This is a genomic window from Pseudomonas sp. Irchel s3b5, from assembly GCF_900187435.1.
GTDB lineage: Bacteria > Pseudomonadota > Gammaproteobacteria > Pseudomonadales > Pseudomonadaceae > Aquipseudomonas.
On the sequence record NZ_FYDY01000005.1, the window covers coordinates 280,059 to 299,240 of the forward strand.

20 protein-coding genes, 1 tRNA gene and 2 pseudogenes are annotated in these 19,182 nt (G+C 50.4%); 9 read left to right on the plus strand and 14 right to left on the minus strand.

The genetic code is table 11. The features are described from left to right. Positions 1-84 precede the first annotated feature (84 nt). Positions 85-411, minus strand: coding sequence for an Arc family DNA-binding protein (locus CKW15_RS08505; protein WP_007992792.1), 327 nt, complete (start codon positions 409-411; stop codon positions 85-87). Positions 412-522: 111 nt separating this feature from the next. On the opposite strand from CKW15_RS08505, the gene CKW15_RS08510 reads away from it, so the two are divergent. Beyond that, positions 523-732: a hypothetical protein gene (locus CKW15_RS08510; RefSeq protein ID WP_095058841.1), complete on the plus strand. Its 210-nt coding sequence runs from the start codon at positions 523-525 to the stop codon at positions 730-732. 77 nt (positions 733-809) lie between these two features. Here the strand turns inward: CKW15_RS08510 and CKW15_RS08515 are convergent, their stop codons facing one another. Continuing rightward, complete coding sequence (locus CKW15_RS08515) at positions 810-989, minus strand: PA3371 family protein (RefSeq protein WP_095058840.1); 180 nt, start codon at positions 987-989, stop codon at positions 810-812. Positions 990-1,013: 24 nt separating this feature from the next. After that, positions 1,014-1,247: a hypothetical protein gene (locus CKW15_RS08520; protein WP_095152050.1), complete on the minus strand. Its 234-nt coding sequence runs from the start codon at positions 1,245-1,247 to the stop codon at positions 1,014-1,016. Positions 1,248-1,537: 290 nt separating this feature from the next. Here CKW15_RS08520 and CKW15_RS08530 point away from each other — a divergent pair. Continuing rightward, positions 1,538-1,614, plus strand: a tRNA-Arg gene (locus CKW15_RS08530). A gap of 163 nt (positions 1,615-1,777) precedes the next feature. On the opposite strand, the pseudogene CKW15_RS29040 reads toward CKW15_RS08530, so the two are convergent. From CKW15_RS29040 to CKW15_RS28460, 4 genes and pseudogenes are all read right to left on the minus strand, one after another. Continuing rightward, positions 1,778-1,924 (minus strand): annotated as a pseudogene (locus CKW15_RS29040) (head-tail adaptor protein); the annotation flags it as partial. Positions 1,925-2,051: 127 nt separating this feature from the next. Then, positions 2,052-2,282 carry a hypothetical protein gene (locus CKW15_RS28555; protein WP_218239565.1) on the minus strand — a complete coding sequence of 77 codons (231 nt, stop codon included), beginning with the start codon at positions 2,280-2,282 and terminating at the stop codon, positions 2,052-2,054. A gap of 180 nt (positions 2,283-2,462) precedes the next feature. Next, complete coding sequence (locus CKW15_RS08550; protein WP_095152053.1) at positions 2,463-2,873, minus strand: hypothetical protein; 411 nt, start codon at positions 2,871-2,873, stop codon at positions 2,463-2,465. Between the two features lie 844 nt (positions 2,874-3,717). Further along, positions 3,718-3,858 carry a hypothetical protein gene (locus CKW15_RS28460; RefSeq protein WP_177450556.1) on the minus strand — a complete coding sequence of 47 codons (141 nt, stop codon included), beginning with the start codon at positions 3,856-3,858 and terminating at the stop codon, positions 3,718-3,720. Between the two features lie 147 nt (positions 3,859-4,005). Here CKW15_RS28460 and CKW15_RS08555 point away from each other — a divergent pair, with 147 nt between their 5' ends. From CKW15_RS08555 to CKW15_RS08570, 4 genes are all read left to right on the plus strand, one after another. Continuing rightward, positions 4,006-4,434 (plus strand): hypothetical protein, encoded by a 429-nt coding sequence (locus tag CKW15_RS08555; RefSeq protein ID WP_095152054.1) that lies wholly within the window; start codon positions 4,006-4,008, stop codon positions 4,432-4,434. Positions 4,435-4,759: 325 nt separating this feature from the next. Further along, positions 4,760-5,458, plus strand: coding sequence for a hypothetical protein (locus CKW15_RS28710; protein WP_256583132.1), 699 nt, complete (start codon positions 4,760-4,762; stop codon positions 5,456-5,458). A 71-nt stretch (positions 5,459-5,529) separates the two neighbouring features. Further along, on the plus strand, positions 5,530-6,873 hold the full coding sequence (locus CKW15_RS08565) for an FRG domain-containing protein (RefSeq protein ID WP_177450560.1): 1,344 nt from the start codon (positions 5,530-5,532) through the stop codon (positions 6,871-6,873). A gap of 345 nt (positions 6,874-7,218) precedes the next feature. After that, positions 7,219-8,091 (plus strand): hypothetical protein, encoded by an 873-nt coding sequence (locus CKW15_RS08570; protein WP_095152055.1) that lies wholly within the window; start codon positions 7,219-7,221, stop codon positions 8,089-8,091. A 441-nt stretch (positions 8,092-8,532) separates the two neighbouring features. Here CKW15_RS08570 and CKW15_RS27990 read toward each other — a convergent pair whose 3' ends face one another. Together CKW15_RS27990 and CKW15_RS08580 are read right to left on the minus strand one after the other, a co-directional pair. Beyond that, positions 8,533-9,618, minus strand: coding sequence for a hypothetical protein (locus tag CKW15_RS27990; protein ID WP_143498403.1), 1,086 nt, complete (start codon positions 9,616-9,618; stop codon positions 8,533-8,535). A 112-nt stretch (positions 9,619-9,730) separates the two neighbouring features. After that, the gene (locus tag CKW15_RS08580; RefSeq protein WP_095152057.1) at positions 9,731-10,486 is read right to left on the minus strand and encodes a hypothetical protein; all 756 of its coding nucleotides are present in this window, start codon (positions 10,484-10,486) and stop codon (positions 9,731-9,733) included. A gap of 463 nt (positions 10,487-10,949) precedes the next feature. On the opposite strand from CKW15_RS08580, the gene CKW15_RS08585 reads away from it, so the two are divergent. Further along, complete coding sequence (locus CKW15_RS08585; RefSeq protein ID WP_256583133.1) at positions 10,950-12,212, plus strand: YiiX/YebB-like N1pC/P60 family cysteine hydrolase; 1,263 nt, start codon at positions 10,950-10,952, stop codon at positions 12,210-12,212. Positions 12,213-12,587: 375 nt separating this feature from the next. Further along, positions 12,588-14,555, plus strand: coding sequence for an AIPR family protein (locus tag CKW15_RS08590; protein WP_095152059.1), 1,968 nt, complete (start codon positions 12,588-12,590; stop codon positions 14,553-14,555). 386 nt (positions 14,556-14,941) lie between these two features. Here CKW15_RS08590 and CKW15_RS08595 read toward each other — a convergent pair whose 3' ends face one another. The 4 genes from CKW15_RS08595 to CKW15_RS08610 form a co-directional block, all read right to left on the minus strand. After that, on the minus strand, positions 14,942-15,298 hold the full coding sequence (locus CKW15_RS08595) for an HNH endonuclease (protein ID WP_095152060.1): 357 nt from the start codon (positions 15,296-15,298) through the stop codon (positions 14,942-14,944). A gap of 754 nt (positions 15,299-16,052) precedes the next feature. Next, positions 16,053-17,036, minus strand: a complete 984-nt coding sequence (locus tag CKW15_RS08600; RefSeq protein WP_143498406.1) for a hypothetical protein — start codon at positions 17,034-17,036, stop codon at positions 16,053-16,055. A gap of 54 nt (positions 17,037-17,090) precedes the next feature. Continuing rightward, positions 17,091-17,327 carry a helix-turn-helix domain-containing protein gene (locus CKW15_RS08605; RefSeq protein WP_095152062.1) on the minus strand — a complete coding sequence of 79 codons (237 nt, stop codon included), beginning with the start codon at positions 17,325-17,327 and terminating at the stop codon, positions 17,091-17,093. A gap of 207 nt (positions 17,328-17,534) precedes the next feature. Further along, entirely contained in the window at positions 17,535-17,726 is a 192-nt protein-coding gene (locus tag CKW15_RS08610; protein WP_095152063.1) for a helix-turn-helix domain-containing protein, read from the minus strand. A 131-nt stretch (positions 17,727-17,857) separates the two neighbouring features. Here CKW15_RS08610 and CKW15_RS08615 point away from each other — a divergent pair, with 131 nt between their 5' ends. After that, on the plus strand, positions 17,858-18,754 hold the full coding sequence (locus CKW15_RS08615) for a YegP family protein (protein ID WP_095152064.1): 897 nt from the start codon (positions 17,858-17,860) through the stop codon (positions 18,752-18,754). Between the two features lies 1 nt (position 18,755). On the opposite strand, the pseudogene CKW15_RS08620 reads toward CKW15_RS08615, so the two are convergent. Beyond that, positions 18,756-19,052: pseudogene (locus CKW15_RS08620) on the minus strand (tyrosine-type recombinase/integrase); the annotation flags it as partial. Positions 19,053-19,182 lie beyond the last annotated feature (130 nt).

Genomic DNA, 19,182 nt, shown 5'->3' on the forward strand with positions numbered 1-19,182 from the left:
ACCCGCCGCCCGGCGGGTTTTTTGTGCCCGGATTTCAGGCAAAAAAAAGCCAGCGATCAGGCTGGCTTGGGCTTTCGGAGCGTATCAGGACGCGTCGGAGGCCATTTCTGCGTCATGAGCGATCAGCGAAACAAGAGCGTTCTGCTGACGGTGAGAAAGTTGGCGGAAGCGTTGCAGCAACTCGCGTTCGTGCAACGAAAGCTCCGGGCTGTCCAGGCGCATGCTCAGCTCTTCGCCCAGTGCGCCTTCCTGAATAAGACTCTGTTCAAGGCGTGCAATGATTTCGGAGTTCATGCTGCGATGATGATTGCGAGCCACCTCGGCAATGCGTTCACGCATTCCGTCTGGCAGACGTACGACGAACTTGTCAGCCGTACGGCTGGAATAAATTGCCTGTTTCAATGGGCGCATATATTTAACCGGTTTAGTTCAGGGGAGCGGTTTTCGGGATCGGCCGCAGGATGTCTGGTAGGACAAGCGCTCTGGCCAAATGTTCAACCTGAATTGATGGAGGCGCGCATCATGCCTCAAATGAGCCGGATCCTTGGCGTCAATTCTGTGACAAATATTGAACTGGATAAAGGCGTTCTGCCAGCACCAATTATCAGAAATGCGGACTGGTTTGAAAACTTCGACACGCCCGATTCGCTGATTGCACTCACTGACCGACAAACGGTGCCTGAAGGAATGAACATGCGAATTCGATCAACGTTCCTTGCTTATACAGAATAGTGGCAAATGGCCGATTTACTAGGGGCGTTGTCTCTACAGGGCAAGTTCAGGATGGATGCCTGTCCCTTCCACCAGCGTTAACGCAGTACCGGGTCAAACTTGATCTTGCGTCCGACGATCAGTGCCAGCACGAATAGCGCGGTGAATATTCCGCAGGCAATCAACGGCAGGGTGAAGGACATGTCCTGGCTCATCGACAAATGAAGAATGCCGCTCAGTAAGGCGAGGATAAAAAATCCTGCGGCTGATTTGGACATGCTGTGCTCCTCAAGGGGGGACATTCAAAAGACCAGGCGTTCGGAAGAGGGTGCCGGCAACACGATGTTTTCCTGGCTAACGTCCTGGCCGACAAATCCGTGCTGATCGTTGATCACTGCCAGTTGCGGCGACTTTTGCAGCTGAAGGTAATACGGCATGCGCTCGGCCACCTGTGGCTCACTGTCCTGGGTGAAAAAATGACCACCCAGCAAGATTGTCAGCGCGATCGCATTCAAGATTAAAAGGGCGCGGTTCATGACGCTGGCCTCGATTGTTCTGTGAGAACAGCTGAAGCAGCTCGCATGCCAGAGTCTATCTGTTATTAATTTCTTAAAAAACAATGGATTAAGTTATTTTTGCCAAGTGTCGATCTTGCATTTTGCAATGATGGCTTTTTGCGCTGATGCAATTTGCACGGTAAACAACTCGCCCCCCCAAAGTGGCGCCTGCCTACACTTAAAAAGCCAACGGACGACATGACAAAAGCAGGCCTGCCCGTTAACATGCACGCCGTCTATCGCAACGCTTCGCACCGCGGTCGACCTGTGTCTCAGTAGCTCAATTGGATAGAGCATCCCCCTCCTAAGGGGAAGGTTGGCAGTTCGAACCTGCCCTGGGACACCATACAAATAAAGGGTTCTGGCCTTTTCATAGTGACAGCGAGTAGCGTCCGTGACAGCAAGGTGACAGCACCAGCAAACAGAAAGCCCCTGCGCAGATACATACTGGCAGGGGCTTTTTTGTTCCCGGTGTTAGGCAGGGGGCATATCGTCTTGCACATCAGCACCAGCCACACGGGCTGATTGCCCGGCAGTATGGCCTCGATGGCATAGATGGTGCTGCAAGCTACTAGGCGCCAACTTAGATCTATCTCGTCAAGGTGGCGAATGGTGAAGCGGTAGGTAGTTTCGGCATGCTCGGTACCGGCGGCCAGGAACTCGTGCCCTCAATGCTCGCCCACTCCGGGCTCACGTCCATCCATTGACCGTTCATTTGGCCGAACTCGTCCAGAGTCAACTCCTGCCGCTGCAAGATCAGCGAGTGGCGCAGGCGATCCGCGTTCATGCCGTCACGATCATGGAACGGTAAGGGTTGAGCAGCAGCACATAGGCGGGTTTTTCGCTCAGCACGCGGTCAGCTTGGCGATCGCGGTTCAGGTACAAGTCGGCCATCAGCAGCACGGCGGCCTGATCGCTTGATTGCGCGGCGCCGTAGAGTTTCGAATTTGGGCGCGCCTCGGGGTCGTACAAGTGAAGCAGGACGATGAACCCCCGAGAATGTGGTCTTCGCATTCTTGCGCGCCATCGAAAAAATGAATGTGCGCGTCGGCGAATCGTAAAGCCGTTTCATCCAGCGGCGCTGATGCTTGCTCAACTTGACCGCGCGCCCAACTAATCGGCCCTCGGAAATGCGGCAGTGCCCTTCAATCCACGTGCAATTACGCTCCCCGTGTGCCAGTCGTTTTCGATCTGTCACGGCTTCAGGCCTTTCCCTTGGTTTTTAACTACCTTGTCCTTGCGGATAAGGCACTGATGTGTGAGCCGCATCGAGCGCCTCAGCGCGATGATGCAGCGTGCTTCACGCTCCGCCGCCGTTGCAAGCAAGCCGAATCGCTTGAGCCCATCGTCGTCGGCGAACCAGACGGGGTCGAAAGCTTCCTGTTGCTGTGCTATCAGGTCAGACGTGACCTTGTGCCGGCAGCATTGAGTGAGCATTGGCGCATGCTCTTCACCGAACCAGTCGGCCGGCATGGCGTTAACGACCGACACCCAAACCGATTTTTGAGCTGGGGTTAACGTGGCCGGTGGTGCGATTCGGACTGAGAGAGAGGCCGGGGAAGCGACCGCCAGCGAGGCAGCCGACTTTTGTCCGCGTGCTTCCATGGCGATTTACCTAAAAAGTTCGTTTTTATCTAAAGCGTTAATCGGGACCGGTCATTGAGGCAAAGGCTCCAGACTTTTGACCTTCCCCCTCCCTATATGGCTTCATCAAGCAGTATCAACTGTCCTGGTCACGTTGCTCGATGGCGAGTTACGGATCAACAAACAATCCGCTACGCCCTGGCGTAAGTGCCCCAGCGCCGAGCCTCGAATTACCCGCATAGGGACGATTGTCGTCCGTGGTCAGAGTCAGATTTTTATTGAACGAGAACGTTAGAAGCGGTTTGCATACTGCATTGCCCTACTATGGCTTTGGGTGAGTAAACAGCGCAAAGCATTTCAATACCGATCATTACCCAAGCTACGCTTTAAGGGCGCCAGCTGGGTAAGGTTCGATCAGCGCGTCCGTCCCTCCAGTAGAACAGCGAACCACAGCTGACAAAAAACCCTCCAAAAGACATGACCAACTCATAATTTATGAGGCCACACATGGACGTACTTGCATTTTCAGCAGTGAAGGAGACCGGCCTTCTAGAGCGGATAGAGGGTTACCTTTCTGCATTAGAAAGCGACAATAACGAGGCGCAAATACATTTTCACATTAGCGACTTTTTTTAGAGGCTGAGCTGGAATGGCCCAGAGATGCCATCTGTGTTGAGCCGTAGCGCTGCCGCGTCGTACTTGAAGCCAAACGCGAGTGGTCAAGTGGAGTGCAATTTCACACCGCTGATAGGCCAGTCCTTTGGCCTATCAGTTGGTTACTCTTCCCGGCCAAGCCGTTTGAAGCTTTCCAAGGCCTTGCCGCATTCAGGCGCTCCATGCCGCAGCCCGCACGCTAATGCCCCTTTCAAGCGTTTACGCCAGCAACGAAGCCGACGTTTTGGCCAGCCGCAAAGCCATCGGCCACGCCTTGGTCATAGGACATCTCCACCATCGCGTTGATGAGCTCTAATACCGCTTTTTTCTTTGGGTCGAGCGCTATGCTCAAGGGCGGTACGGTACGTGAAGTGGTAAGTCGCCAAGGTGAAAAATGAGCTTGGTCAATCGGCTGGGAGCCCCCGATTCGGCTAGCCTATGATGCATTCGCGCTGTGAGGCGTTTCGAAAATTGCAGGTTGGAATACCGAGGAAACGCAATGGATGACGTGGTTTACGCAGAGAAATTAGTGGCGGAGTTCAAGGCCAGGCCAGGTGGAAAACTCTATGCAGCGCTGTTCAGCATCCTTGATAAGCATGGCCTCAAGCCTCACGGTTCGGCTAACTCAAAGACCCTGTTGTACAAGTATGCCGGGACTGGCGGCGAACAGCACAACTTGCTTGCCTTCCGGCGCGAACCGATTCGCGTAGTCTCCTTTCCGAAAGGATTTTGGCAGGAGCGCAAGAGTAAGCGCAGCGAGCTATGTGCTGAGTTTGACCCCATATTAGAGATGCCCACCGTTGGACCTGGTGGTGGTCCTTCGGTAAAGGAGTCGGCCGGTCAGGTGTCGCTCAATGACGGCACATTGGAGCGGCTGAAGGCGCTGTGCGAGGCCGTTTGCTTGTACGCGAAATCATTGGAAAACTAAGCTACTGATCCAATCAAAGTGCAGGAATCAAATGTGGCTCGAAAACGACCGGTTGAATCCACAACCCAGACCGATCATTCGCGACAGGCAGAAAAACAGCCAAAAGCAGACGCTCGTGTAAGGTCCCTCCGCCCGAAAGCTGGCACTCACGGGCGCGAGCGCTTAACCCATAACAGACCATAGACAATCTGCCGACAACTTCGTAACCTCGGGGCAGGTCTTGTCGCTTTTTCTCCTTGGCCCATGTCGCGTTTCTAGCATTCGACTCAATTGGCTAAAGGGCTTATACATGGACAAGTAAAATTATGCATCGTAAGGAAGCTCCATGAACGTCCTTATCGAAAATCTCAAAGCGCTCGCCACTGCAACGCCGCTCGAAAATTTCACTTGGGAAATACCTGATAACTGTCCAGTTAAAATTCCTGCCGAAATCACAGGAAGTTACAATCGGAACGAGTACTTGAAGGACAATTTTGCGTCCAGCTTGGGTCATCTAAACAATGACCATCTCTACTGGGTAATAAACCAGTGGGGAGGAATAGGCTCGTTCAAGCGAACAGAAAAGAACGATGCCTTACTCAAAGTGCTCAAAGGTCAGCTTGGCGAGGGAAGATTTCGCAAAGCTAGTTTTGAACGTATCTCATCGCTCTCAAAGGTTGCCTCCTTCCTTGAGCCAACCAACTACGTAATCTACGACTCGCGTGCCATTTACAGCCTGAATTGGCTGATCTATCTGTATGCCAACCACTTGCCTTTATATCCACAGCCGAGCGGGCGAAACTCTGAGGTTGCTAGCATCGACTGCAAAACGATCTTCGAACTGCACAATCCGAAGGTTCAGTATCATTCGTTTAAGACGGCCTACCACAGCTACTGCGACCTCATTCGCCAGCTCAACATAGCTGTATTTGAAGACTCGCGACGCCCTTATAAACTTGAGATGTTGCTATTCATGCTGGCGCCTACCTATATCGTCAATCAGATCAGAAGCATGATTACGGTCACGATTGACGGCGGCGCATAACAATTCATTCAAGCCAACGCTGCTTCGAGGCTCGGCTCAATTCAAACGTTTGATTTTTGGAGGGCAGGCAGATGTACAACCTGTTTGTTACAGCGCAAGATGGTGCGTGGGAGTCGCCAAGCTACGAGTACGACCGTAGTAGGTTTCTTGAATACACGAACGAATCGCTAGCTGAGAAGTTCAAGACTCTTGGCGCAGAGCAAATTGAATATCTGAAAAATATTCCCTGCCTATTTACGTACGAGGGTTTTAGGGGCGGCGTGAAGATAGGGCGCCTAACGGATATCCGTGAGCGAGGAAAGACCATCGTCATCGGATACGAATTTCATCCACGGATTCAGGCCATCACGCATGAGCGAATTGAGCAAATATCCGCGCTTCTTGATATCCGAAAGTGGGAGATGAATCGTACACACTGGGCAATTAAAGATGAGAATCTTTTTGAACGCCTGAGGTCGTCAGGATTGGCTCACAGAAACACTCAGGATTGGCCGCAAAGCGCGTTATCAAAGCGGCAGCCATCGGAAACAAAAAGCCAAACATCTCGGGTAAGCACAGTCGCTGGCTTCATCAAAAAAGTCCTTACGGAAATTGAAAGCAACGGAGCAGAGGTCTTCTATAGAGGGCACTCCGATAGGAGAAAGTACAAGCTAGAGCCGTCTCTGTTTCGGAAGGATGATCGCGGAAACTACACCTATCTTCACAATGAGCATATTCTTTATCGAGAGTTAATCGTATCCAACGCAGATGATTTTGACGCAGATCACCACACACTAGATCGTCTAGTTAGAATGCAGCATTATTCCCTTCCGACGCGCCTGCTGGATATAACATCAAATCCGCTTATTGCGCTGTATTTCGCGTGCAAGTCGAAATATGGAGAGTTGAAAAGTGGGAAGTATGAGGGGGAGGTTGAAGGCGAGGTTGTCGTGTTTTCAGTTTCTGCGAACTACATCAAATACTTCGACTCTGATAAGGCAAGTTGCATTGCGAATTTGGCTCGCCTTCCGAAGACAGAAAAAGACGCTATCGACTTCAGTGTTTCTGATAGTGTCACCTTTAATGAGCAGCTATCTATAAAGCGCCTTACGCATTTTATCAGAGGGGAGAAGCCGTTCTTTGAACCAGAAATTGTGCCTTCTCACCTGAAGGACATTGTGTGCGTTAAGAGCAAGAAAAACAATGCGCGTATTCACTCGCAATCAGGGGCTTTTTTGTTGTTTGGCTTGGATGCGGTCTTGGATGAGAGTGGGTCAGAAGATATTAAGGTAATAAGAATATCTGTTTCAAATAAAGCTGGGATATTGGCTGAGCTCGATCGACTTAACATTAATGAAAGCACTGTCTTTCCTTACATCGAAAGTTCAGCGAAATACGTGGCAAATAAGTATAGATTTATTGCGCCAAAAATCTAACTATTCACAGCAGGCGCGAGTGTCCACTTCTGGCCGATTTCTGCCTATCGCGAAAGGCTAAAATCGACCCATAGCTGCCGGTCGGTATCGATAGAAATTAGCGGTTTTCTGCCGATCATGAAGGCCTACAATCGACAAGAAACAGCCAATCAGATCGATCTACTAAATTAGGGGCGACTCAACCCAGTATTGCCTGGGGATGAGAAGCAGAACCGAAAGCATCCACGGTCTGGCTCCCGAACGCCTGGACTTTGATAAACTTGTTTATCCGGTTCTACCTGGAGCGGCATACGAGCGGATGGCTATCGGTGATAAAGCTAAGATGGGTTTAACAGGGAGAGAATGATGGAATATCTTTTGAGTTTGTTATCAGGCGGGGTCAGTGGGGCAGTATTGGTATGGCTCTCCAAAAGCTGGATCTCAGAACGTTTGAAACAATCAATTGGCCATGAGTACTCTCGGAAGCTAGAGCAGCATAAGCATGAGTACTCCCAAGAGCTAGAAAGGCTCAGGTCGGAACTTAATGTACAACTTGAGAGAGCAAAGCATTACAACCAAGTTAGTCAGCTTAGAACGTCTCTATTTTTTGATCACCAGAGGAATGCGTTTGCAGCAATCATTAAAAAAACAGTTGAGGTGAATGACAAGTGGACTGAAGGTTATGATCCGCAAGAGGGGTTGTATAGCTCTGTTCCGCGAGATGAGTATCATGAGTTGGTATCGTTGTTCCATGAGCATCAGTTGTTTTTAGATGATGAGTGCCTCGTATTTATGACGGTGCTGATGGATGCGTATACAGATTCCTACGCTTACTTTGACGGCATGGAAACGCATTACAATGACAACTCTGAGGTCTTTGGATTTGTCGAGTACATCATCCCGAGAATGGCTTCTATTTTTAGAAGTAAGATTGGTGTTGGTGATAACTCTGCTCACCTTCGGCAGATTATAGTTTTGTCTGCAATGACTCTCATTAATGGGATTAATCTGCAGGTATTGGGTTTGGATTTTCCACCCAATGGCGTGCTCCATGTAAAGAATAAGCATAGGGCTGCCGATATAGTGAAAGATGGCATGGAGAACCTGGCGGAGCTTGAGCGAAAGTTGGCCGAACTAGATAAGTATCTTAATGACAAAGATGTCGGCTTTGTGGATATCCAGTTAAAAGTCAGACGATGCTTAGGTGTTATGAATAAGATATTCATAATGGGGGGCTAAGTTTAATCTGCATCTTTGATTCATCGAATGGGTTCAGACGATCTCGCCGATTGATCGATAAACTGACTCGAAGATGCGCTTGTCATTATGGCCGCCCCATCGGCACGCATGCCAAAACCCTCCATTTCACTGTCTGCTTTTGGCCGATTCTGTTGAAAAAGTCGGTTCGCCCAAACGGCCTGGTCATTGACTGGTTAAAACGCCTTTTTTGCACGCTGCTACGTGAAATCTGAGTCCGGAAGCCTCTGCCGAAAGTAAAGATTTCAATCTCGGACGCATACTTTTCTGCTGCGAAAACCATGGTCGACTTTTTCAACAGAATCGGCCAGTTGCTGCCTCTAGAGAAGTGCAGCAATCGAGTCGTTGGCGATGAAGGTGAAATTAACCTGCATTTTTCAAATGCGTATAGCTGTAATTCTGCCCATCACACTTTGTGATGGCTTAGTACAGGTTTACATTATTTATTTCACAGCGAGCGGAACTTGCTTTTACACTTACCACTTCTTGATATGAAGTGAAAGAAAAATTAAACTCCATTGAGTTGCTATCGCTACCGTTAGCGTAGAGGTTGTGTGATTCGTCTGAAGATTCGGAGTCTGTCTGTGTCGAAAATGTTTGTCGTCCTTTGTATTCGATGTCTAAGGTACACTCTACTTCCACATCAAGGAATGCGCCTCCACTATAGTTCGTAGTAAGATCATAACTCAACGTTGCATCGCAATCACGGTAATAGTCCCCTGAATAGCTCTGATTGCAATCCAGGCTTGCTTGTGAAATTGAAACGCAAACTTTAGCATTAGTTTTATATTCCGTTTCACAAACTGCTTCGCTTGCTCTTTGGTCTTTTCGGCGTTGGACTTCAGCGGCTATGGCTTTGTTAAGCTCTTTTTGTTTGCTGACCTCCTGTTGAGTCATAGGGGTGCAAGATGAACCGTTTTTCTTGAATCCACTATTACACGTCCATCCGCTTCCATAAACGTCGATGCTTGCGTTCTCAGGAACGACAACTTTCGCGCACGCTTGCCCGGCTTTGTAATATCCTCTATTGCATGCCCATCCACTACCGTAAATGTCGATGCTCGCGTTCTCAGGAACGACAACTTTCGTGCAGACTTGTCCGGCCTTGAAATACCCTCTATTGCATGCCCATCCACTACCGTAAATGTCGATGCTCGCGTTCTCAGGAATGACGACTTTCGTGCACGCTTGTCCGGCCTTGAAATACCCTCTATTGCATGCCCATCCACTACCGTAAACGTCGATGCTTGCGTTCTCAGGAATGACGACTTTCGTGCACGCTTGTCCGGCCTTGAAATACCCTCTATTGCATGCCCATCCACTACCGTAAACGTCGATGCTTGCGTTCTCAGGAATGACGACTTTCGCGCACGCCTGTCCGGCCTTGTAAAATCCTCGATCACAATCCCAACCGTTCCCAAGAATATTAGGGTGTGAATTGAGTGGAAGGTCAGCTGCAAATGACGTGCTGGAGGCAATTAGTGCCAATAGCAAAAAAATTAATTTCATGTGTTTAGCTCTATAGGAAAATAATATTTAAGCGAACTGACAGGTAAAAGCCGAGGGCGGCGTATCCCAAAGTTAAGCTGGAACGTATACCAATCTACTGCAATTTTCCAATTCAGCTGATCACGCTGGGTTCAGCAGCACTGTCGCGCTTCACAATGCCTGTAAGTGTTTCCACTGCCCATTGGTATCCCGCTAGCACTCTGTCGGCATCTGGAAGGTCAGATAGCTCCGCCTCTGAAATGTGTGTCACTCGATTTCTGATCTGTCGGAGTGCATGCAATTCGCCCTCCAATCCGTCCGGGGCAATACGGCTTATGAGAGCATGCAGAGGTGCATTTGCTGTTTCATCACCTTTAAAATGACGAGCGAAAGCGCGTACAGCGTGCTCGAAAGCTACGCCGCCTTGCAGCAGCGCCGCGAGCGGATGTCCTGATTTCAGCAGCGTTCTCGACTCTTCCATGAGTGTTCCTGAGTCACTAACAGCCACCCGTGTAGGCGCCGCAGCGCTATGGGTAGGCCGTATCTTGAGGACTAAGTCGTGCAGCGATAGAAGCTGATCGTTGACAGCCTTAAACGAGTCCTTGTCATCTGATTGTTTTTCGACCCGTTTGTATTGGCCAAAAAAGAACATGATGAAGAACAAAACGGCAAAGAAAGTGCTTAAGGCGCCTTTTATTTCTGCCGGTGGCTGCCAAGGCGCAAACGCACCATAGGCAACGATGCAAACCGCCAGCGCAACTGGCAAAAAAAAGCCTTTTACTACGGCCCAAGCGAGAATGAAGAAGCGTCGGATTTTCGGACTGAGCTGCATTAATGTTCTGCCAACCAATTGAGTAGAAGACGCAAACGGAGCAACGTTTTTCGCCATTTGTGTCTGATAACGTTCCTTGTTTATGCATAACCTCTTGATCGGCTGTGTATCGTGCTAGAAGCGGAATGCTGCGGGGGAGGAAGCGACATGAAACAAAATGACATTACTGAGTACCAGTCATATTGTCTACGGTCTGCTTCTGGCCGAAATCGGCCCTTGTTCGAGCGTCCGCATCTGGCCGAGGCTGTGTAAAAACGTTTTAGAGCAGGTTTGACTGACAGAACCAGAACGAAAATCGCGTTCCTGCGCAAATTTCAGGTCTGGCTGACTAGCCAAGCGCTGGCAGATTTTACGGAGCAACGCAGATTTCCAAACGGTGTCTGCGTTTTTACACACTCTGGGCCGAAAGCAGTCGCTGGAAAACGCTAGCTATGCGTCGAAGGCTGGCCTTTAGGGCAGATAGCAATCGACCTCATCGTTCAGAACACAAACCGGAGAAGTGATCAATATGGAAGCAGAGATGAATGAATCGGAACTGCGGCCTCGGGTATTCGTCTCCGACCTCATCCAGCTCGGCGATATTGTACTGACAACCACGCCCGACCCAATGAGCCAAACGATTCGTAAGGTCATCGGCGCGGATATCTCTCACGCTATGATTTGTGTGGGTAAGTCGAGTGTGATCGAATCAACCGGCGACGGGGTTCATGCGCGCAACCTCGAGCGGCTCATTCTTGAGCCGGGCTGCGCTGGTTATGTGCTTCGACCTGCGAAGCCATTGACGACTGACCAACTGCACTCCGCCATCTCCTTCGCCAGAGCTGCGGTCGGTACTCGATACTCTAAAACCGGTGCCGCCAAGAGTGTGTTAGCTGGTTTCGTGGCCGGCCGGAGGCAGTTCTGCTCGCGTTTGGTCGCGCAGGCTTATCGTCATGCCGGCGTGAACCTCGTGTCGGATGCGGACTTCTGCCATCCCGGGGAGTTCCTGAAGAGCGCGGCGCTAGTTGAGGTCCCTAATGTGCTTAGAAATCTCAGTACAGAAGAAGAGGCTGACTGGCGTGAGGATATTGACAACGTTCAGGCTATGCGCGACTCAACCAACGTCTTGCTTCGGGAGGCCCGCAAGCTGTCGTCTGAGATTGAGTCACTCAATGACATAGATGCCTACCTGGTGGAGCATCAGGAGGCAGACGCTCACCTAGTGCAAGCTCTGCGAACTTCGAGGTATCTGGAGTTGTGGAAAGATGAGTTCGAAAGGAATGCCTGGCAATACCACGTCGCCTTCATGGAGGGGCACAATCGCTCGTCGAAACGCAAGCAGAGGTACTGCGAAGAGCTGCTAGCGAGCGAGAAGTTGGGCCAAAACCGTTTTATCCTGAACCACGCGGGCTACGTGACTGTTAACGCGTTGCACCCTCGCCAATACTTCGCCCTGAAGATAGAGCTGTACGAGCTTCTGACGCAGTTTCATGCTCGGCGCATTAGGGCGGCAACTACTTGGCTTGAGCGTAAGGGACTGCTCGAGCCCGCACCTCCCACGTTGCTCCGTCCGCACACGCCGGAATGGTTTGCTTCGCTGCGCGAATGGAATCCCAAGCAGGCTGCAATGACGGAAGCGGCCATTAGGGCAACGGGAAGTTTGGGTGTATGCACTGTCTGTGCAGATGAGCCAGTCCGCGATTTTGTCCTCTTGAGTATTCCAGCGGCTGGACCAGGGACGCTTCGACTCTGCGACGACTGTTTTCGCATTCGCTCCATCGACGAACCAATGAAGACGTTCTAACCGCACAATCCTTCGCCGTCCATCGGCCAGTTCTGCTGACTGACGCTATACCCTGCTTCTGCGTAGTGTGATTGCGGTTGGGTACCGTGTCGCTGAAACTGCTCGCTTAAGCGAAGGTAGGTATTCGCATGTTATTGACCGCTTCCGGCCGTAAAGGGTCAACCGTGAACGGCCGCTTCAGCCAAAAGCGGACGCTCACAGAGAAGAGCGAGCTGAGGTAAAAATTGGATAATGGCTAGTTGACACCCTCCCACCAAATCCGCGATACAGTACACCGTTCCCTTTGAAACCGAATTAGATGTGTGATGGGGACTATTTTCGAGAGGCGCTACCAAAGCCAAGAGGTTAATTCTATTAAAATCGAGACTTTTGACCATGGCTAAGAACGACACCATCCTTGTGGACTCGTTACTACAGCAAATGCAAAAAGAAACGCCTGGTGAAATTGGTGATATTTTTGAGAGATTTGCTTTAGATCAGATACTCAAGAGTTTCGATCTTTCAACAGAAGAAATGGATTTTGGATGGACTGACGGTTCGCTGGATGGTGGAATCGATGGTTTTTACATTCTCATAAATGGGCGTTTACTAACCGACTCCACAGATTTTTCCTGGCCAAGAACTGGAGCGGAGATAAAGGTTTTCATAATAACCTGCAAGCATCACGAAACATTCCAGCAAGCCCCGCTGGATTCGCTGCTCGCAACAGCCCAAGATATTTTCGATCTTTCGCTGTCAAATTCTGAGCTTTCTGGAAAGTACTCAGCGAAAATTAAGCAGTGTCGCGATTTATTTATTGCTGCATTTAAGCAACTATCACTTTATAGGCCAACAATTTCATTTGAAGTTGTCTATGCGTCCCGGGGAAATACTGAGCTGCTCGGTGCGAGCATAAAGGCGCGGGCGCAGCAGCTTACTACTCTATTAAATTCTTACTTCAGTGCTTCAACGTCAGTATTCAATGCGCTGGGCGCGGCAGAGCTGGTTGAGCACTACCGCCAAGTGCGCAGCTTTGCATTAGATTTACCTGTGCAAGAATGTCTGACTGCTGGACAGGAAGGGTATGTCGTCCTCGCCAAATTAAGGGATTACAGTACTTTTGTTAAAGATGAAAGCAAAAATCTTCGACGATATCTTTTCGATTCAAATGTAAGGGCTTACTTGGGAAAAAACCTTGTAAATGCTGATATTCGCAATACCCTAGATGATAATTCAGGTCCTAATTTTTGGTGGTTAAACAATGGAGTTACGATTCTTGCGACGAGCGCTTCTCTTGTAGGGAAAACGCTAAAATTACGTGACATTCAGATCGTTAATGGCCTACAAACCACAGAATCAATATATAAGCATTTTTCTTCAACAGCAGAGTCAGAGGGTGACGCAAGAACCCTGCTGGTAAAAGTGATTGTGTCCCAAGACGAGAATGTTCGCGACCAAGTGATTCGCGCCACTAACAATCAAAGCGCCGTTGAACCCGCAGCTCTTCATGCGACAGAGAGGATTCAACGTAGCATCGAAGAGATATTGCTTCAACATGACTGGTTCTATGAGCGTCGAACCAATTTTTATAAAAATGAAGGGAAGCCTGAGGGTCGAATAGTTTCTCCTCTCTTAATGGCTGCAGGGGCTGTAGCCCTACTACTAAAAAACCCTGTTAGCGCATCGAAATTGAAACAAAAAGCCATTCGACGCCCTGAAGCCTATCAGTCAGTTTACTCTGAGTCCTTCCCACTTAATGCTTGGCCCGTCATAGCAGTGTTAATGAGGAGTGCTGAGCTAGCAATAATAAGGGGTCAGAGAAAGCGTGGCGCTCATACGGGAGTCATATCAGCTTGGCGAGGCCCCTTAGCTTATGTTGCTGCGTCTCGGGCGCTGGGAACGTTTGCTTTTGAACATCGTAATCTTATTTCAATAGAGTTATCTATTCTTAGCGACACTTTTATGGATGAGTGTTGGAACTGTATTGCTTTAGTTCCCGGACGTCAAAAATCCGTCAAGATAAGTGAAGCTGTTATGCTCAAGGTTATTGATGCGGTAAGCTCAAGCTGGAACGTAGGTGGGCTGCTATCTGATGGTAGGCGTGAAATTCAAAGACCTTTGAAAGCAGAGGTCGAAGTTTACCGCGAAAGCGAAGATTTTTTGCTTTCTGTCCTAGAAAAGCTTCCCGCTCAGCCTTGGAAGTCAAATATCCATGTAGAGTTAGCAAGTCTGCTCGAAGTCAAGCCAGTGCGAGTAAGTAAAGCGATCAATTTGCTGATCGAACAAGGGAAGCTAATGAAACAGGTCAACGGCGTTGTTTTTGATTCCACTGGTACTGAAGTCGCTCGTGACTCCAGCAGGTAAGTGTGATTAAAACCTTCTCCTCCTCGAACTGCTTTTAGCCGATAGCTGCCGATCACGAATGGCAGTTATTGGCCGTTTTCTACCTGGCGCGCCCCGACCAGCCATAGCTGGTCCTGCCTCGTCGTATGGCTTTGGCTCATTAGTTCCCGCGCATCCTCCTGCCCGGCGCGATCTGTAACCGGTCCGGGCGGATTGTTCCTCTAACCCACTCGCTGTTGATCTGGTCGAGTCCACCCATCACCCGGCTAACCTCGCAGGTTGCACTGGGGCGAGGGGGCGGGTGCATTCGTTGTACGGGTATACGCTGAGTAGTAGCACCACGGCTTTGCTGTAGGCGTTTCCTTCCAGATAGACGCGTTCCAGGCCAGCCAGGGCTGCCTTGGTAATCAGGGTGACAAATGGATACCTGCCGGGAGCGGGTGCCAGCCACCTTTGCTCAGCCGCTTCTGCACTAGATCTTTGTACTCCTGCGGCTCAGGCGCTTCCTTGCGCTTATGACGGCGCTGATTGCACAGCCGGCAGGCGGCAGCAATGTTGGATTGGGTATCTCTCCCGCCATCCTGCCTAGCGACCAGATGCTCGGCTGTGCACTGAAAACGCTTAGCATGGCGAAGGGAAAGGCCGTGGAGATGGGCGAAGGTCTCAGGAGTATCGCGCCACATCTGATAGCCGCAGTAATAGCAGCGGCCATCTTGGCGATCGAAGGCAGCGGAACGAAGTTTGATAAAAGATTTATGGGCCATAGCAGCCTCCTGTATGAATAAGGAAGTCCGCTGTGCCTAAAGGCAGGAAACGGTACCAGTCGACTTACTCGAACTGGCCCAACATCGCCCCTCAGGGAAACGACAAGAGCAAATCTACGCCAAAACAAAAGCAGTGATCAAGTAGTCAGGAGGCAACCACGCGCGGACTCTTCGCCCAGTACCAGGGCCTCGCGGATTACCTAGCCGAGCTGGGTGCCGAACAGTACATAATCAGAGGGTACGACAACGTACCCATCGCCCGCTACGCCGTAGCGCCGAGCACCAAGGTGCGCATGCTCCACGGCGAGGTGCGCGGCATCCACCTAGGCGCAATCAGGTAGGGCTGGGCGATGCACTGAGTCAAGCCCTACCTGCCGCTGGCAATGAACTCTCGCGTTGAGGTCGTGGCTAGCAGCAAATACTTCAGGGAGAAAATCAACTGTGTAAAAAGTATAAATCCCAGTAGTTATCCGGGCTCAGCGTCACTCGAACTTCGAGTCAGGCCATCGTATTTCGGCTTCAACCAAGACTTCGGTATGAATCATCAGCTCGCCGATCATTGTGAAGGGGCGGTAGGGTGCTCGTCCTGATCGGCGGCTTTTTTTGGTTATCGAGCTTTGAGACTTGCTTAGTAATGAATCAGTGATTTCATGATCGAATGTTGCATTGTGTCGTGTGCGTTGCGGAGCAATGCACCTGCACTTACGTCCCTTGATGAACCTTGATATGAACACTTAGGCACCTTGAAACGCCTTTAAAAGCCTTGAGATGCCTTGATATGAACAAACTCTGATTCGTACGGGAAACAAATGGTGTTGATGGTCTTTACGATCGCTTCGGTTTTTTCTCGATCTAATGCCCACCATCTTGCGGTCTTGCCGGTTTTTGGCCGGTATCGTAGCCGCAGCAGACCTACCATGGTGGCATTCTCGATGTGTTCCCCTGCTATGCCAATATGATCGGAAGATTGGGCTTCCATGGCGAAACCTTTGCCGTCACGATCTTCGAGCCAGATAGTCAAACCCTGATGCGCGCGCTCTACGTCATCGTTGATTGGATAGATCAATTCTGCATCGTGGTCGCCAGACTCCGCCATGTAATAGACCTGCTCCAGTAGCCCAAACCTAAGGAGTGGACTGAGCACCATCCATGCCCCTTTATTGCCCTTGTCATCGATGCGCCCCGCATACTCGGCGAACAAGCCGGAGGCTATTGACGTAGTTTTCGTTTCAGTGAATCCATAGAGTACGGAGTGAGCAATGGGGCAGATAATTTTTCGCTCAAACGTTGTTATCGCGATAGCTCGAGGTAATCCCCCCTCGTTATCCAGGTCCTGTAATCCGTATAACCGGATGAACTTCTCCAACAGTTCCAGCTTCCCCGCCTCTCGCAGCTTGGTAATCGGCGGGATTTCCTCATCTGCCCCATCAATCAGCTCATTCGGCAGCCACAGTAACGACGCATCGTCTTCTGGCTTTTGAAGCTTGTAGCGTGGTTTTTTTCCGGTCTGGAGAACTTCAACGAGTTTCGCATTGGCCAAAGCGGTTATTGCATCTTTGGCACGCCGGCGTGCCATTCCCGAATACTTGAAAACAGACAGAGCGCTCCAGGCGGTCGTAGCATTGTCCCGTCCAGTGCCTCTTGCCAAAATCAAAAGTGTTACGGCCGCGTTTATCCCTATCTCACACGCCGCCATAAACTCGTCAGCCCCTACGGCAAAGAAATTTCCTTGGCTCACTGGATAACCTCGCAGGTTTTAAAAAGCGGGCCGGAGCCCGCTCCTAGGTTACGATCAGGACGCTTCTCGCAGCAAAACGTATTTGGCCACGCGATGGAAAGGACGCCCCGGTTCAGTAGCCTGATAGGTCCAGTACGTAATGATCACGTGCCCACGATTGCGAAGGCGGCGGATCGTGTTTGGCGGGTGGACGATATCCAGATCGTTGGCCGCCTCGAGGGTCGTGATGGGGCCACTGCGCAGCGCCTCCATCATCTTGCGGTCTTGCTCATTAGACGAATGTGATGTCATAGTTCATATCTCACTTGGTGCTTGCCAATGTGTCTTGCCCAAGCGGAGTTCCACCTCCGCTTTGGGCACTCTCTCTTGCTGCTTCCTTGCGCATTCTCTTCCGTCCCCGATTCCTACAACCGGCTTTGCACTCCATGACCAGCGCCCCAATTGCTCGGGTCGCGTGGGCCGGCAGTCGAATCGTGTGCGTGCTATTGCTCATCGGGATTACTCCTTGGCCAAGCGGTTAAGCCAGGCTTCCAGCTGCTTAACCAGGATCAATCGGCGCTTGCCGGACTTGAACGAATCCAGTTCGCCCTTCGCGATCGCTTCATAGATTGCGGAACGGGTGTGCCCGGTCATGCGGCCAGCCTCTTCAGGGCCAACAGCGAGCGGTGCGGTGGTTGCTGCTTGGGTCATCGTGATTCTCCTGGCCAGTTGTGTGCGGTAGCGTATGTAAGGATACTAGTTGTAAGTAACACGTTCTGCAAGCATTCCTTGCGGTGAATTGGTCGGTGGCTTACCCTTCGCCACATTGAGGAGGGTCCGTCATGGCCAACAGATCGAAAAAGGTGGTGCTATCAGTCAGGGTTGAGCCTTATCTAAAGGACGCCCTAGATGTCTTGGCACGGCTGAAGAACCGCAAGATTGTCGAAACGTTGGAAATCCTGATTCAGGAAGCTGCTGACGGAATCTTTGTTGAGAACCCATTTTGGGAAAGCAAGGTAGAGAAAAAATACGCAGATGAGCGGATAACGCTCAATCGACTGATGTCCCTGGTTTGGTCGAATGATCCAATAATCTATCGATTACGACTTGCTCAGTTGGGAAGTGATTACTTGGATGAACCGGGTTTTCTGGCGTGTAGTGAAGTGTGGGAGAACAATTATTTCCTCGGTGAAGATGATATTTTTGAGTACACAAGGCAGGCGGCAGATTGTCCGGATGCACTTAGGATAAGAAATTTGAATTTGGAGTTGGTCAAGGAGGAGTGGGACAAGTTGAATGGTTATGCGGAATTCCTTCTTAATAATAAACCGCTTGTTGTCAGTTACTCTCAATATAAGGAGATGCTACCTAGAGAAGACTCGCTGGGTGATGGGCAAGCAGATGCTTATAGGCACGGAGGGGGTGGGTCTTTTAGGTTAAATAAACGAGCTGACGGTAAGTATCAGTTTGATCTGGTGGCGTCAAATGGAGAGGTTGTTCTGGTTAGTGAGACATACTCCAATAAAGAATCAGCATTACATGGAGTTGAGTCGGTAAGAACAAATGTCAGAAGGGATGGCGCATTTGAGTTTAGGGGGGCTGCCGGTAAAAATGGTTATCTGCTTCTCAAGGCTTTGAACGGTCAAATTCTAGGTAAAGTGCATATCTCTTCTTTAGGTGCTCTCGAAGATCAGAAGGAAAATCTGAGGAGGTTGGTCGAGGGGGCAGAGTTTCAATAAGCTATATAAGTTCAACTGCCGCTGCTTTGCTATCAGGAGCTAGGTGCGAATAGCGCAAGGTCATCTTGATATCCGTGTGTCCCAGCAACTCCCGAACGGTGTTCAATGGCACGCCGGCCATCACCAAGCGAGACGCGAAGTCGTGGCGCATATCGTGCCAGCGGAAGTCCTCCACGGCGGCATTCTTCAACAGTTCCAGCCAAGCGGTCTTCACATCGGTCATGCGCTTACCGTCTTGGCTGGGGAAGAGGTAGCCAGTCGGGTCGCCCTGCTTTCTCCAGGCCTCCAGGGTGGACAAAGCGTAAGCGCTCCATAAACCCCACATTCAAAGCGCTTAGCTGATCCCGGATGCTGTGCTCCCGATTCCTTCAGGAGCCAGCTCGCCATGATGCGACCCGATGCCAAAGTCGAAAAAGTGTATCTGTACC